Origin of the sequence: Marilutibacter maris, assembly GCF_006546735.2 — a bacterium.
Lineage (GTDB): Bacteria > Pseudomonadota > Gammaproteobacteria > Xanthomonadales > Xanthomonadaceae > Marilutibacter > Marilutibacter maris.
In genome coordinates this window covers 1-13,128 of sequence record NZ_VICD02000243.1, presented here as the reverse complement: position 1 = coordinate 13,128, position 13,128 = coordinate 1, and the positions used below count along the sequence as shown (strand labels likewise).

Genomic DNA, 13,128 nt, shown 5'->3' with positions numbered 1-13,128 from the left:
CTGGACCGTCCGGAGCTGACGGCGGAGCGTTTCATCGCCAACCCGTACCGGCCCGGCGAGCGGCTGTACCGGACCGGCGACCGCATGCGCTACCGCAGCGACGGCCAGCTGGAGTACCTGGGCCGCAACGACGATCAGGTCAAGATCCGCGGGTTCCGCATCGAAACCGGCGAGATCGATGCAATGCTGGCGACGCTGGACGGGGTAGACGCGGCGCTGACGGTCGTGCATTCCGACAGTACGCGGGGCGCGCGCCTGGTTTCCTACGTTGCAAGCAGCGATGGCGGGGCCGATACCGGAACCTGGATGCGTGCGTTGAGGGATCGTCTGCCTGAGTACATGATTCCCGCATCGATCCAACTGTTGGCCGGCCTGCCGTTGTCCGCCAATGGCAAGATCGATCGTGCCGCGCTGCCTGAGCTGGAGCCCCATCCCGTCGTTCATATCGATCCGGAGACGGCGACTGAACGCGCTCTGGCCGAGGTCTGGAAGAATGTGCTCGGGCTGCCGGCCGTCAGTGCGACCGCGAGCTTCTTCGAGCTGGGCGGTCACTCGCTGTTGGCCGCCCGCCTGGTTGCCGGGGTCCAGCGCGATATGGGCGTCGGGCTGCCGCTCGCGGAGATATTCAGGCGCCAGACGATTCGCGAGCAGGCCGCCTTGATCGATGATCAAGGCGATCGACCACTGGATTCGTTCAAGACCTCATCCGACCTGTCGGCTTCCGGTTTGCTGGCGTTGGCCGAAGGTGATGGCACGGCTCCATTGATCCTCATCCACCCGGTCGGCGGTGACGCCCACTGCTACGCGGAGCTCGCAGCCAAGCTGGACTACCCCGGCTCGATCCATGGGGTGCAGGCCGTCGATGATGGCCCTGACGACATCAAGTCGATGGCCGCCGACTATCTGTCGCGGCTGAAGCCCCTGGTGCGGTCGAACGTCTGGCGCCTGTTGGGTTGGTCGATGGGCGGGTCGGTCGCATTCGAGATGGCCCGGCAGCTGCAGGAGCAGGGCGAGCGCGTGGAGCAGCTGATCCTGCTTGACAGCTTCCACCCTGATCTCGTTGTCGAACGCAAGGGGGATCGTATCGACGATGCCTCCGTTCTCGCCGCCATGGCTGCCGAGATGGGCATGCACTATGCGCCTGTGTCGGGCAGAGTGGGGCAGGATGAAGCCGGGCTGGTGCGCGACTTCATGCGTGCCGGCATCGCGCAGGGAAGGCTGGATGCGGGGATCGGCGGCGAGGAGATCGCGCGCCGGCTACGCATATGTCGCCGCAACAGTCATGCGTTACGGCACTACAGGCCGGAACCCTATGATGGAGAACTGTTTCTGGTGCGCGCGGAGGAGAACACTCATCCGGCGACGGATCTCGGGTGGGAGCGGACCGCATCCGTTGTTCGCGTCAACAACGTCGGCGGAAATCACGGTTCTATGCTTCGCCAGCCTCATGTGGACGAGCTGGCGGCGGCATTGAGTAGGAGGCTGCGCAGCGGTGCGCGCAGTACATCAAGCGTCCATGAAACGAAGGGAGAGGTTCAAGAACATGGTCACTGAAGTTCGTCAGTATGGCGTCGCCGATCTGGAATCCGTTGGCGGCATGCCAATGCTGCTGGATGCGAGCGGCGATGGTGGAAGTGCGGTGGCATGGGTTCAGCAGCGTCAGAAGGAGTTGAGCGAGATCGTAGCCAGCAACGGCGCTCTTCTGATTCGTGGGCTGAAGATCCATGGCAGTGCCCAGTTCGGACAGATCCTGTCGACGGTGTTCGGCTCCGACCTGCTCGAGTACGTATACCGTTCCACGCCGCGGACCGCCCTGCGCGGCAATGTCTACACGGCGACCGAGTATCCGGCCAGCGAAGTGATCCCACAGCACAACGAGAACGCGTACTCGCGCAGCTGGCCGATGCGGATCGCTTTCTTGTGCATGATCCCGCCAGAGACGGGCGGAGCAACGCCGATCGGCGACAGTCGTGCCGTCTATGACCTGTTGCCCGAGGACCTACGGCGCAAGTTCGAGGAGAAGGGCGTGATGTACGTGCGCAACTACTCGACCCTGGACCTGCCCTGGTCGGAAGTGTTCCAGACCGAAAGTCGAGAAGAGGTCGAAAAGTACTGCAGCGACAACGGCTTGGAGTTCGAGTGGCTTGAGAACGATGGGCTGCGCACACGCCAGGTCAACCCGGCGGTCGCCGAGCACCCGGTGACCGGGGAGAAGCTCTGGTTCAACCAGGCGCACCTCTTCCATGTGTCGAATCTGAAGAAGGACATTGCCGATACGCTGATCGCCTCGCTCGGCGAGGACAATCTTCCGCGCAACAGCTATTACGGAGACGGTTCGCCGATCGAGGGCGAGGCGCTGGAGACGATCAGGCAGGTCTACGAGCAGACCAAGATCCGCTTCCCATGGGAGAAGAATGACCTGATGCTGCTGGACAACATGTTGTTCACGCACGGTCGGGAGGCCTATACCGGCGCTCGTAAGGTGCTGACCGGCATGGCCTGCCCCAACCGCTGATAGGAGCACGAGGCGGCACCTGCGGATGATTCGCAGGTGCGCGCCCGGCGAGTGCCGGTGCAGGCGCCATGTCCCGGCGGCGAGCACGTTGGTGGGAGGACCATGCGGTCTGGCCTTGGTCCCGTACCGCGAGCAGGGCTTCGGAAGGGTGGCAAGCTTGCTTGCGGCCGTTCCGAGGCATCGGTCGAAAACAACAAAAAACCCGCCTGCCGGCGGGTTCTCTTCAACACCTTGATTCCACTCGGGAATATGGTGGCTATGGGTGGACTCGAACCACCGACCCCAGCATTATGAGTGCTGTGCTCTAACCGGCTGAGCTACATAGCCACGGGGTGAACCGCGAATTCTTCCTGTTGGCGGGCCATCTGTCAATCGTCCGTAGCGGCATCGGGCGCCGGCTTGTGGCCTCGCCGGGCCCGTGGCAGAGTCGGGGTCAGTGACGCAAGTCAGTGAATTCTAGGAGTCCGCATCGTGATCGATCCGGACGGCTACAGACCCAACGTAGGCATCGTCCTGATGCGCCCCGATGGCCGCCTGTTCTGGGCACGGCGGGTTCGCCGCGACGGCTGGCAGTTCCCGCAGGGCGGGATGAACAGCGACGAAACGCCGATCGAGGCCATGTACCGCGAGCTGCGCGAGGAAACCGGCCTGTGCCCCGAGCACGTCGAGGTGCTGGGCGCCACCCCCGGCTGGCTGCGCTACCGGTTGCCGCAACGGGCGATCCGCCGTCATGACCGGCTGGTCTGCGTCGGCCAGAAGCAGGTCTGGTTCCTGCTGAGGCTGCTGGGCGAGGAGTCCGATCTGCGCCTGGATCTGACCGACAAGCCCGAGTTCGATCACTGGCGCTGGGTCGATTTCTGGTATCCGCTCGAGCATGTGGTGATGTTCAAGCGCGGGGTCTATGCCCGTGCGCTGGTCCATCTGGCGCCGTTCGCGCGCAAGGTCGCCGGCGCCCAGGCGGTTCCGCAGAAGGAGGGCGACCCCAGGGTGAACGGCTGGAGCCGCGGCCGCGGCAGGCCGCGCCAGCGCCCGCGCGAGGCTTCCGGCCGCGACACCGCGCTCGGCCAGGGGCACAAGGAGCGCGGCCCGAGCTGAACGCGCGGGCGTCCTTTCGGGGCGATGCGAGACAGATTGACAATCATTCTCATTCGTAGTGGAATGCAGATGCGGCCAATCCGGCTGCGTCAGCCCGACGCCACGACACCATGTACGTCTGCATCTGCAACGGGGTCACCGATCACGACATCCGCGAAGCGGCCGAAGCCGGCTGCGGCAGCGTGCCGGAGCTGACCATGCGGACCGGCGCCGGCGCCAACTGCGGCAGCTGCCTGGACCTGGCCGCGGAACTGCTGCAGGCCCACCGTCCGGTCCGCGACCTGCCCCTGCCGGTGCTGGCCCACGCCGCCTGATTCCGCTGCGGCCGGCCACGGCGCCGGTTTCCGCGATACCACCGTCCTGATACTGATTCGCGTATGCGGCTGCGGCCGATTCGCGTTCCGTCATGCCTTTGCGACAGGCGCTAGAGTGCCGCCATAGATTTCGCACGGAGCACGACCATGAAAGGTGACGCCAAGGTCATCGAGTTCCTCAACAAGGCGCTCTACAACGAGCTGACCGCGATCAACCAGTACTTCCTGCACGCCAAGATGCTGAAGAACTGGGGGCTGAAGGAACTCGCCGATCACGAGTACCACGAGTCGATCGACGAGATGAAGCACGCCGACAAACTGTCCGAGCGCATCCTGTTTCTCGACGGCCTGCCGAACTTCCAGGCGCTGGGCAAGCTGCGCATCGGCGAGAACCCGCGCGAGCTGCTCAACTGCGACCTGGCGCTGGAGCTGGAGGCGGTGCCGCTGCTGCGCGAGGCGATCGCGCATTGCGAGAGCGTGTCCGACTACGTCAGTCGCGACCTGTTCGCCGAGATCCTCGACTCCGAGGAAGAGCACATCGACTGGATCGAGACCCAGCTGGCGCTGATCGAGCGCGTCGGCGAGCAGAACTACCTCGCGATGAAGATGGAAGGCTGAGGCCGCCGCCTCGCCCCATGCCTGCGCTGCAACCATCAACGCCCGGGAGATCTGCCCCAGCCCCCTGAGTCAGGGGGCGATTCGCGCCATTGGCGCGAATGGGGGTGTGGAAGCGCAACGGCGGGGCCCAAGGTTTGCGCAGCAAACTTTGGGAGATATCCGGGCATAGCCGGATATCGTTCCCCCCTGAGTCAGGGGGCGATTCGCGCCATCGGCGCGAATGGGGGTATGGAGGCGCAACGGCGGGGCCCAAGGTTTGCGCAGCAAACTTTGGGAGATATCCGGGCGCGGCCGGATATCGTTCCCCCAGTAGGAGCGGCGTAAGCCGCGAGGGCACTCCCACGAAACCATCGCGGCTTACGCCGCTCCTACAAAGGCTCGCCGTCTCCGGCAGGGGGCCGCAATTGCGGGTGGGCCGGAAGTGGTTCCCGCCGCAAACGAGCGCGTACAGGCAGGTTTGCTGTCGCTCCTGCGGAAATGCCCGCGTCAGGCCGGTTTCGGCGCGCGTCGGAACAGCTTGCGCCAGACCCACCAGATCGACAGCGCGATGCACAGACTGAAGGTCAATATGACCCCCAGGGTCAGCCACGGGTAGGCGAACACCAGGCCCAGCGCGCCAACCACCGCGACGTCCTCGCCGACCGAGGCGGTCCAGTTGGTGACCGGCTCGGGCGAGGTGTTGAGCATCATCCGGGTGCCCGATTTCAGCGCGTGGCTGGTCAGTGCGACGCCGGCGCCGGCGGCCATCGCGCCGGCTCCGAGCTCGCCGTCCGAGGACAGCGTGGCCGCAGCCAGGAACGCGCCGGCGGGGACCCTGGCCAGGGTCTGCAGCAGGTCCCAGCCCGAATCCACGCCGGGGATCTTGTCGGCGAAGAACTCGGCCAGGGCCAGTGCGCCCGAGACTCCCAGCACCCACGGCGACTGGGTGGCCTGCAGCGCGTCGGGCAGGTCCAGCCAGCCCAGCGCCCCCGCCAGTCCGACGCCGAACACGGTCAGATAGGCGCGGACCCCCGCCAGCCAGGCCAGAACCACGCCAATTGCGAACAGGTGCGCATCAGTCATCGTTGTCGCGCCGCTAGAATGACGGTTAAGTATAGAGTCAGCGGCGTGACGAGCCGGCCACGGCCGCCGTCCGCCCGACAGAGTCCAGTCCAGCGAGCGCATGAACCCGCCACCCCGGAAAGCACCGCCGCCGCGTTACCGCATCATCCAGCAGGGTCCGGACCGCCGCCCGTTGATCTGGACGCTGCTGGCGCTCGCCTGGCTGGCCTCGGTCGGGATCGCCTGGCGCTGGTCCCAGCAACTGGCCGCGCCGCGCCTGCCCGAGCTCGACCGCGAGCTGTCGCAGGCCCACGGCCGCCTCAAGCGCCAGCAGAGCGAGCTGGAGACCCTTCGCCAGCGTACCGAGATCCTGGAGAAGTCCGACCAGATCACCCGCGCCGCCAACAAGCAGGTCCAGCGCAGCCTCGCCGAACGCGAGGAGGAGATCGCCGGCCTGCGCGAGGATGTGGCGTTCTACGAGCGCCTGGTCGGCGCGACCACCCCGCGCAAGGGCCTGAACGTGCATTCCTCGCAGTTCACCCGCGAGGTGGCCGGCAGCTGGCGCTACGAGATCGTGCTGACCCAGAACCTCAACCGCGGCGCGGTCAGCGAGGGGCGGCTGAAGTTCGCGATCGAGGGCGTGCGCGAGGGCCAGCTGGCCACGATCGACTGGGATACCCTGCACCAGAGTCGGGACGCGCCCGGGCAGCCGTATTCGTTCCGCTACTTCCAGCAGCTCGCCGGCAGCGTGATGCTGCCCAAGGGGTTTACCCCGCAGCGGGTGAAGGTGCGTCTGCGCGGGGAGGGCGGTTCGGTCGACCAGACCCTGGCCTGGCGCGGCCGGGAGTCCGACAATGCCACCGCCGCGACGGCCGTGGCCGGCGCCATCGGCGCCAACGATCTCATCCAAGGGGAACCGTAAGCATGTTCAAGAACAAACCCGCCCACATCGAGGGCCAGGTCGACACCCTGATCGGCCCGCAGGTCGTGTTCCGCGGCGACATCGAGTTCAGCGGCGGCCTGTACATCGAGGGCCGGGTGATCGGCAAGATCGTCGCCCAGGAGGGCCAGAAGGCGACCCTGACCCTGGCCGAGGGCGGCGCGATCGAAGGCGAGGTGCATGCGCCGGTGGTGATCCTCAACGGCGCCCTGACCGGCGACGTCTACGCGGCCGAACGGGTCGAGCTGGCGGCCAAGGCGCGGGTGCAGGGCAACGTCCACTACAAGGTGGTGGAGATGTGCGCCGGCTCGACCCTGACCGGGCGCCTGATCCATGCCGACAGCCTGCATGCCGAGAGCACCCTCGGCGAACAGCTGGGCGCGGCCCGCAACGAGTTCGTCGAAGCCGCCTGAGCGCATCCGGGCGCCGCCGCCGCGCCCGAAGCATGAACCGCGCCCGCCGACCCCGCCATCGGTTGGCTTGACGCGGCCGTGAGCGACTCCTATATCGGGGGCGATGGACGAATCCACGCGCCCCGACGAGGCCGCCCCGAGTGGCGGAGCCGCCGAGCCCGAGGCCGCCCCCGAGACGGCGGGGCGGTCCTGGCGACGCGCACGCTGGGCGCTGCTGGCGGCGGTGCTGCTGTCGTTGCTGTTCGGTGGCTGGGGCCTGTGGCGGGTGGTGTCGCCGGCGTCCGACGACATCCGCAGCCGGTTGGCCGCCAGCGAGGCCCAGCGCAGCCGCCTGCAGAGCGAGGTCGACGAGTTGCGGCAGAAGGTCACGACCCTGGGCCGCTCCGACCAGATCAGCCGCGACGCCAACCGCGACGTGCAGAACACCTTGGCCGAGCGTGACGAAGAGATCGCCGGCCTGCGTGCGGACGTCGCCTTCTACGAGCGCCTGGTCGGCGCCACCGGCCAGCGCCGCGGCCTCAGCGTGCATGCGATCCGGATGCAACCGCAGAGCGACACCGCCTGGCACTTCACCACCACCCTGACCCAGAACCTCAACCGCGGCGCGGTCAGCAGCGGCCGGCTGAGCCTGGCGATCGAGGGCACCCGCGACGGCCGTCGCCAGACCCTGGACTGGGACGGCCTGCGCCAGGGCGAGCAGGCGCCGGGCCTGGACTATTCGTTCAAGTACTTCCAGCAGGTCGAGGGCGACGTGTTCCTGCCCGGCGGTTTCACCCCGGTCCGGGTCACGGTGCGGCTGCAGCCGCGTTCCGGTGCCGCGGTCGAGCAGTCGTTCACCTGGGCCGACGCGACCCGCGAAAGCAATGCCATTGCGGTGCCGGACACCGCGGCCGGCGAAGACTGACCTCATCGCACGCTTGAATGCCGTGCCCGCACCCCCCATCCTGAACACATGGACATCACCCCGCTGCCCTCCGCCAACGACGCCTCCGCGCCGGACTACCAGTCGCTGGACCGGCCGCTGACGTTCACCTCGGCCGCCGCGGCCAAGGTCCGCGAGCTGATCGCCGAAGAGGGCAATCCGGCGCTGAAGCTGCGCGTCTACATCCAGGGCGGCGGCTGCTCCGGCTTCCAGTACGGCTTCGAGTTCGACGAGGACAGGGCCGAGGACGATCTCGCGGTCGAGACCGACGGCGTGACCCTGCTGGTCGATCCGCTCAGCCTGCAGTACCTGATGGGCGCGGAGGTCGACTACACCGAGAGCCTGCACGGCGCGCAGTTCGTGATCCGCAATCCGAACGCCAAGACCACCTGTGGCTGCGGCTCGTCGTTCTCGGCCTGAGCCGCCGTCCCGGCATCGCGCGATGATCGCTTCCGCCCCCTCCCGCCCGGGCTGCGCGGGACTGCCGGCATGAGCGCGACGCAACCGTTCGCCTTCGTGCCGACCGGGCCGGGCGAGCTGCCCGCGGCCACGCTCGACCGCGCCGACCGCCTGCGCACGGACGATGCCGCGCTGGATGCGCTATGGGCCGACGCCCGGGTGTTGCTGCTCGATGCCGAGGGCCGTGCCCTGGTCGACGAGCACGGCCTGCCGGCCGCGCCGCGTGGCGTCGAGCTCAGTGGCGGCGCCGGCGGCAGCGGCATGGCCACCTTCCTGGGCCTGGCCGCCGACGGCCAGGCCTGGTTCTCGCTGGATGCCGAACTGGCCGCATACACCGCGCCGGGCACGCTGGACGTGCGCTCGGCCGCGGCCGCGTGGCCGATGCAGGAGGCGGCCGCCTTCGCCCAGGCCCGCGCCATGCAGCACTGGCACCAGCGCCACCGCCATTGCGGCGCCTGCGGGGCGCACAACCGGGTCGAGCGCGGCGGCTGGCTGCGCCGCTGCGGCGGCTGCGGGATCGAACACTACCCGCGCACCGATCCGGCGGTGATCGTCGCCGTCAGCGATGGCGAACGCCTGCTGTTGGGGCGCCAGGCCGGCTGGCCGGCGGGCCGCTACTCGGTGATTGCCGGCTTCGTCGAGCCGGGCGAGTCGCTGGAACAGGCGGTCGCGCGCGAGGTCGAGGAGGAGACCGGCCTGGCCATCGCCCGCTGCCACTATCGCGCATCCCAGCCGTGGCCGTTCCCGGGCACCCTGATGCTGGGCTTCTTCGCCGACGCGATCGCCGGCGAACCGCGTCCCAGCGACGAGCTCGAGGACGTGCGCTGGTTCGATGTCGACAGCATCGCCGATGCGCGCCGGCGCGAGCAGGCCGGGGACGACAGCAAGGCGGCGCTGCGGTTGTCGCCGTCGCTGTCGATCTCGCGCTGGCTGCTCGAGCAGTGGCTGCTCGAGCAGTGGCTGGCCGAGCGCATGGCCGCCGCGTCCTGACCCCGCCAGACGCGATACCGGTCGCGGTTACGGACGGTGGCCGGCACCGCCGGCGGCGCAAGATGAACCAATCACATCGCGCAGGCTAGAATCGGATCACGCGGTGCCGCCGGCATCGCCGTCCCGAAAGTCGTCCGCACCTCGCCGCCGGAGCACCGCCGCCGCATGTCCACCACCTTGATCGCCACCGTCGTCGCGCTCGTGCTGGGACACCTGGTGCCATCGCTGGCCGCCAGCGTGCGGGCCTACGGCTGGTACGGCGACTGGCTGCGCTGGCTGGACGGCCGCTTCGAGGAAGGCAGCCCGTGGCACGGCCGCTGGGGCATCGTGCTGGCGCTGGCGCCGCCGCTGCTGTTGCTGGCGCTGTTCCAGTTCGCGCTGGAAGGCACCATGTTCGGGCTGGCCAGCCTGGTGCTGGGCATCGCCGTGCTGTTCTACGCCTGGGGGCCGCGCGATCTCGACATCGACGTCGAGGCGGTCCTCAACGCGCCCGATACGGCTTCGCGCCGCGCCGCGGCGATGTCCCTGTGGTCGGAACCGGAGGCGGTGTCGCTGGACGGCGCCGCGCTGGTCGATGCGGTGTTCCGCAACGCGTTGAGGCGCTGGTTCGGGGTGCTGTTCTGGTTCCTGGTGTTCGGACCGTTCGGGGCGCTGCTGTACCGGCTGACCGAACTGGCCGCCTACGGCCCGTTGGCGCGGATCCTGCCGCACGACACCGTGCTGGGTGCGCGCACCCTGTTGTCGGCGCTGGAGTGGCCGGTCGCCCAGCTGATGACGCTGGCGCTGGCGATCGTCGGCAACTTCGACACCGTGCTCGCGGCCTGGCGCGACAATGGCGGCGCCTCGTTCCGGCTGGATACCGGGTTCCTGAGCGCGATCGGACGCGCCAGCGTGCGCGCCGAGCTGAGCGAGGAGGCCGGGGACTATGCCGACGGCCCGGAGGCCGGCGAGGGCGAGGCGGCCGTCGCCCTGGGCGAACTGCCCGAGCTGCGCGATGCGATGAGTCTGGTCTGGCGGGTGCTGCTGGCGTGGCTGGCGGTGCTGGCGCTGTTCGTGATCGCCGGTTACGTCAACTGAGCCGGCGCCCGCAGCAGCGCCTGCGGGAACGCCCCGTAGGCGCAGCGTAAGTCGCGATGTCCCGGCCCGGCCGGTGATGCCGTCGCAGCCGGGCTCGTTCCCCCGCCTCAGTAGTTCCCGGCGCCGAACATCGTGCTGAGCATCGCCATGCCGCCGGCGAACACGACCCACAGCGCGATCAGGATCGGCGCGGCAAAGGCCGAGGCGAGCGCCCAGTTGCGCGCGCTGGCCGAGGCGGCACGCGCGGCCTGGATGTTGCCGGCCGCGCGCAGGCCATCGACCTTGGCGGCGTAGACGATCGACACGATCCCCAGCGGCAGGCAGCAGAACAGGGTGGTCAGGATCGCCCAGACCAGGTTGTTGGGGACGTATTCGCCGTGCGGGGCGTTCATCGGAACTTCTCCAGAGGGATGGGCGTCAGCCCGGGGCCAGCCAGGTGAACGGCCACCACGGCAGGTTGCGGGCGATCCAGTAACCCAGCAGCAGTATCAGCCAGAGCTTGGGTGCCGCCAGCACCGGCCACAGCCGCTGCAGCGGCCGCGGCCGCCAACCGGCGGCGTTGAGCGCCATCAGCGCCAGCGCCGGCAGCGCCAGCACCATCAACGGGTTCATCGCCATCGCGTGGTCGATGTCGCCGTGGATCAGGGCGTGGAGGGCGCGGGTGCTGCCGCAGCCCGGGCACAGCAACCCGGTCAGCCAGGTCAGCGGGCAGCCCGGCAGCGGACTGTCGGTGGCATTGGGGTCGACGTGGGTCAGCACCGCGATGGCCACGACCGCGCCGATCGCCAGGACGACCGTCGGCAGGGCCTGCAACAGGCGCGAGTGGCTGGCGGCCGGGGCGTCGGTGGTGCTCATCGACATGCATCGAGGACGCGAACGGCGCGGTCGGCGCCGTCCGCGTCGGCCCGGATCAGTAGCTGTTCATGCCCGAGGACATCATGCCCAGGCCCATCAGCGCCAGGTAGATCACGACCGCGGCCAGGCCGAGGCCGAACGAGACCCAGGCCCAGGTCTTGGCCTTGTCCGAGGACTCCTGGGCACCGGCGATGTCGCCGGCGGCGACCTTGCCGTTGACCTGGGCGGCGAACACGATCGATACGATGCCGGCCGGCAGACAGCAGAACAGCGTGCTCAGGATCGCCCAGACCAGGTGGTTCGGGACGTTGGCGTTGACGACGGGTGGTGGTGTGCTCACGCAGGGCTCCCCTTCAATGGATTCGGTGTGTTGGTGATGTTGCAGAAACGTGCGGCCGATCGCGGCCCGCTCCCCGCCGATATCCTAGCAGCGACCGGCGAAATCCGTGATGCCGCGACGGCCGCCTCGCAGGTCCGGGGGACGGGCCGCGATCGCTGAACCGGCGCCAAGCGCCGTGCGCGCCAGCCGCTGCTTCGGGTTGGGGTGGGGCCGTTCCTCGTCGTTTCGGTAGCTGGGACCGGAGGCTGGCTCCGGCCTGTCTAGCGACGGCGGCGCTGCCGTCGCCTACCGATGGACGAACGATCCGATGGAACAACCCCGTGTTTCGGCGCCCCGGTCCCGCATGCGGACGGCGGCGCTCCGACTGGCGGCGATCCTGTTGCCGTGCCTGCCGCTGGCGGCATGCACGACCTACGACTATCTACCGCCGGTCAGCGATGCCGGCCGCGAGTGCGCCGCGATCTGTACCCATGCCAAGCAGGTCTGCGAGGCCGGCAAGGCCGAGGCGGAGGCGATCGCGCGCAGCGATTGCCAGGCGGGGTCGGACTACCTGTTGAGCGAATGCCTGGCCGATGCCGAGGACGACGACGAGAAGGGAGCCTGCCGTCTGCAGGCGCGCGACTGCAGCGTGCCGTATCCCCCCGTCGGGTTGGACTGTCGCCCGGACTTCGATCGTTGCTACCAGGACTGCGGCGGCCTGGTCGTGCCGCGCCGGCGCTGAGCATCGCCGGTGACATCGGATGATCCTGATGCGCATCGGTTCCGATCAGTATCCGGATGGAGAAATGAATATTGGTATCCGATGAGTATTGATTTACATCCGGCTCGGGGTTCCGCTCGCTCAAGCAACGTCGCGAAACTGCGCAGATGCGTCAGGAAAGTCCTGGGAAACAAGGGTTTCGCGCATGTTGCGCAGTCGCGCCGGCGACGCTTTGGGTGAATATCCTGTAAATGGTTCCTCCATTGCCGGCGATATCGACGTAGGGAGTGGCAGGTTCGATCCGTTGGGTAATTCCTTGAGGGTCGGGTACGGTATCCGGCCCGCAGTCAGGGGGCGGTCTCCATCGCGGCGATGGCCCGGCAGATCGATAGAGGAACCACGATGACGAAGAAAGAGGGCTTGAAGAGCGGGCGCCGGCAGGCGGTGCGGACGCTTTGGATCGCGGCGGTCGCAGTGCCGTGCCTGTTGGCGGCCGGCTGCGTGAGCTACGACTACCTGCCGCCGGGCAGCGACGCCGGACGCCAATGCATCGCCACCTGCGCGACCGCCAAGCAGACCTGCGAGGCGGGCAAGGCGCAGACCACGGCGATGGAGCGCAATACCTGCCAGATGAGCGAGAACAATCGGCTGACTCAGTGTCTGACCGGCGCCGGTGACGACAAGGCAAAGAAAAAGTGTCGCGAGAACGCTCGCGACTGCAGCTATGTCTTCGCTTCGGGATTCAGCTGCAGCACCGACTACGACCGCTGCTACACCGATTGCGGCGGCCTGATCGTGCCGCGGGAGTAGTCCCCGCCGGCCTCAGGCGGCGTCGCCACGCAGGGCGCG

17 protein-coding genes and 1 tRNA gene are annotated in these 13,128 nt (G+C 68.2%); 13 read left to right on the top strand and 5 right to left on the bottom strand.

Annotated elements, in window-relative coordinates; genetic code table 11:
* A partial coding sequence (locus FKV24_RS14380; RefSeq protein ID WP_141482873.1) for a thioesterase domain-containing protein occupies positions 1-1,554 on the top strand: 1,554 nt, incomplete at its 5' end.
* On the top strand, positions 1,544-2,515 hold the full coding sequence (locus tag FKV24_RS14375) for a TauD/TfdA family dioxygenase (protein ID WP_141482872.1): 972 nt from the start codon (positions 1,544-1,546) through the stop codon (positions 2,513-2,515). The genes FKV24_RS14380 and FKV24_RS14375, both read left to right, overlap by 11 nt.
* Before the next feature lie 250 nt (positions 2,516-2,765).
* Here FKV24_RS14375 and FKV24_RS14370 read toward each other — a convergent pair.
* Positions 2,766-2,842 (bottom strand) — tRNA-Met (locus FKV24_RS14370).
* Between the two features lie 144 nt (positions 2,843-2,986).
* Here FKV24_RS14370 and FKV24_RS14365 point away from each other — a divergent pair.
* From FKV24_RS14365 to bfr, 3 genes are all read left to right on the top strand, one after another.
* Entirely contained in the window at positions 2,987-3,610 is a 624-nt protein-coding gene (locus tag FKV24_RS14365; RefSeq protein ID WP_141482871.1) for an RNA pyrophosphohydrolase, read from the top strand.
* 110 nt (positions 3,611-3,720) lie between these two features.
* Positions 3,721-3,924 (top strand): (2Fe-2S)-binding protein, encoded by a 204-nt coding sequence (locus FKV24_RS14360; protein WP_111267534.1) that lies wholly within the window; start codon positions 3,721-3,723, stop codon positions 3,922-3,924.
* Between the two features lie 147 nt (positions 3,925-4,071).
* Positions 4,072-4,542, top strand: a complete 471-nt coding sequence (gene bfr, locus FKV24_RS14355) for a bacterioferritin (protein ID WP_111267533.1) — start codon at positions 4,072-4,074, stop codon at positions 4,540-4,542.
* A gap of 486 nt (positions 4,543-5,028) precedes the next feature.
* Here the strand turns inward: bfr and FKV24_RS14350 are convergent, their stop codons facing one another.
* Positions 5,029-5,604 carry a DUF4126 domain-containing protein gene (locus FKV24_RS14350; protein WP_111267532.1) on the bottom strand — a complete coding sequence of 192 codons (576 nt, stop codon included), beginning with the start codon at positions 5,602-5,604 and terminating at the stop codon, positions 5,029-5,031.
* A 100-nt stretch (positions 5,605-5,704) separates the two neighbouring features.
* Here FKV24_RS14350 and FKV24_RS14345 point away from each other — a divergent pair, with 100 nt between their 5' ends.
* The 6 genes from FKV24_RS14345 (at position 5,705) to FKV24_RS14320 (ending at position 10,384) form a co-directional block, all read left to right on the top strand.
* Positions 5,705-6,505 (top strand): DUF6776 family protein, encoded by an 801-nt coding sequence (locus FKV24_RS14345; protein ID WP_223250178.1) that lies wholly within the window; start codon positions 5,705-5,707, stop codon positions 6,503-6,505.
* A 2-nt stretch (positions 6,506-6,507) separates the two neighbouring features.
* Positions 6,508-6,936, top strand: a complete 429-nt coding sequence (locus tag FKV24_RS14340) for a bactofilin family protein (protein WP_111267531.1) — start codon at positions 6,508-6,510, stop codon at positions 6,934-6,936.
* A 103-nt stretch (positions 6,937-7,039) separates the two neighbouring features.
* Positions 7,040-7,840 (top strand): DUF6776 family protein, encoded by an 801-nt coding sequence (locus tag FKV24_RS14335; RefSeq protein ID WP_223250177.1) that lies wholly within the window; start codon positions 7,040-7,042, stop codon positions 7,838-7,840.
* A gap of 48 nt (positions 7,841-7,888) precedes the next feature.
* The gene (gene erpA, locus FKV24_RS14330) at positions 7,889-8,278 is read left to right on the top strand and encodes an iron-sulfur cluster insertion protein ErpA (RefSeq protein ID WP_111267530.1); all 390 of its coding nucleotides are present in this window, start codon (positions 7,889-7,891) and stop codon (positions 8,276-8,278) included.
* A gap of 69 nt (positions 8,279-8,347) precedes the next feature.
* The gene (nudC, locus tag FKV24_RS14325) at positions 8,348-9,307 is read left to right on the top strand and encodes an NAD(+) diphosphatase (protein WP_141482870.1); all 960 of its coding nucleotides are present in this window, start codon (positions 8,348-8,350) and stop codon (positions 9,305-9,307) included.
* A 165-nt stretch (positions 9,308-9,472) separates the two neighbouring features.
* Positions 9,473-10,384, top strand: a complete 912-nt coding sequence (locus FKV24_RS14320; protein WP_141482869.1) for a hypothetical protein — start codon at positions 9,473-9,475, stop codon at positions 10,382-10,384.
* A gap of 107 nt (positions 10,385-10,491) precedes the next feature.
* Here FKV24_RS14320 and FKV24_RS14315 read toward each other — a convergent pair whose 3' ends face one another.
* From FKV24_RS14315 to FKV24_RS14305, 3 genes are read right to left on the bottom strand one after another with little or no spacing between them, the layout of a single operon-like run.
* Positions 10,492-10,776: a CD225/dispanin family protein gene (locus FKV24_RS14315; protein ID WP_141482868.1), complete on the bottom strand. Its 285-nt coding sequence runs from the start codon at positions 10,774-10,776 to the stop codon at positions 10,492-10,494.
* A gap of 25 nt (positions 10,777-10,801) precedes the next feature.
* Positions 10,802-11,239 (bottom strand): DUF2752 domain-containing protein, encoded by a 438-nt coding sequence (locus FKV24_RS14310; RefSeq protein WP_141482867.1) that lies wholly within the window; start codon positions 11,237-11,239, stop codon positions 10,802-10,804.
* A gap of 55 nt (positions 11,240-11,294) precedes the next feature.
* On the bottom strand, positions 11,295-11,579 hold the full coding sequence (locus FKV24_RS14305) for a CD225/dispanin family protein (protein ID WP_141482866.1): 285 nt from the start codon (positions 11,577-11,579) through the stop codon (positions 11,295-11,297).
* 307 nt (positions 11,580-11,886) lie between these two features.
* Here FKV24_RS14305 and FKV24_RS14300 point away from each other — a divergent pair, with 307 nt between their 5' ends.
* Positions 11,887-12,300: a hypothetical protein gene (locus tag FKV24_RS14300; RefSeq protein ID WP_141482865.1), complete on the top strand. Its 414-nt coding sequence runs from the start codon at positions 11,887-11,889 to the stop codon at positions 12,298-12,300.
* 381 nt (positions 12,301-12,681) lie between these two features.
* Entirely contained in the window at positions 12,682-13,089 is a 408-nt protein-coding gene (locus FKV24_RS14295) for a hypothetical protein (protein WP_141482864.1), read from the top strand.
* Positions 13,090-13,128: the final 39 nt, after the last annotated feature.

What these genes read in the sequence shown, in the direction of transcription:
- FKV24_RS14375 (WP_141482872.1), top strand. Translation starts at nt 1,544, where the DNA reads ATGGTCACTGAAGTTCGTCAGTATGGCGTCGCCGATCTGGAATCCGTT.
- FKV24_RS14360 (WP_111267534.1), top strand. Translation starts at nt 3,721, where the DNA reads ATGTACGTCTGCATCTGCAACGGGGTCACCGATCACGACATCCGCGAA.
- bfr (WP_111267533.1), top strand. Translation starts at nt 4,072, where the DNA reads ATGAAAGGTGACGCCAAGGTCATCGAGTTCCTCAACAAGGCGCTCTAC.
- FKV24_RS14350 (WP_111267532.1), bottom strand. Translation starts at nt 5,604, where the DNA reads ATGACTGATGCGCACCTGTTCGCAATTGGCGTGGTTCTGGCCTGGCTG.
- FKV24_RS14345 (WP_223250178.1), top strand. Translation starts at nt 5,705, where the DNA reads ATGAACCCGCCACCCCGGAAAGCACCGCCGCCGCGTTACCGCATCATC.
- FKV24_RS14340 (WP_111267531.1), top strand. Translation starts at nt 6,508, where the DNA reads ATGTTCAAGAACAAACCCGCCCACATCGAGGGCCAGGTCGACACCCTG.
- FKV24_RS14335 (WP_223250177.1), top strand. Translation starts at nt 7,040, where the DNA reads ATGGACGAATCCACGCGCCCCGACGAGGCCGCCCCGAGTGGCGGAGCC.
- erpA (WP_111267530.1), top strand. Translation starts at nt 7,889, where the DNA reads ATGGACATCACCCCGCTGCCCTCCGCCAACGACGCCTCCGCGCCGGAC.
- nudC (WP_141482870.1), top strand. Translation starts at nt 8,348, where the DNA reads ATGAGCGCGACGCAACCGTTCGCCTTCGTGCCGACCGGGCCGGGCGAG.
- FKV24_RS14320 (WP_141482869.1), top strand. Translation starts at nt 9,473, where the DNA reads ATGTCCACCACCTTGATCGCCACCGTCGTCGCGCTCGTGCTGGGACAC.
- FKV24_RS14315 (WP_141482868.1), bottom strand. Translation starts at nt 10,776, where the DNA reads ATGAACGCCCCGCACGGCGAATACGTCCCCAACAACCTGGTCTGGGCG.
- FKV24_RS14310 (WP_141482867.1), bottom strand. Translation starts at nt 11,239, where the DNA reads ATGAGCACCACCGACGCCCCGGCCGCCAGCCACTCGCGCCTGTTGCAG.
- FKV24_RS14300 (WP_141482865.1), top strand. Translation starts at nt 11,887, where the DNA reads ATGGAACAACCCCGTGTTTCGGCGCCCCGGTCCCGCATGCGGACGGCG.
- FKV24_RS14295 (WP_141482864.1), top strand. Translation starts at nt 12,682, where the DNA reads ATGACGAAGAAAGAGGGCTTGAAGAGCGGGCGCCGGCAGGCGGTGCGG.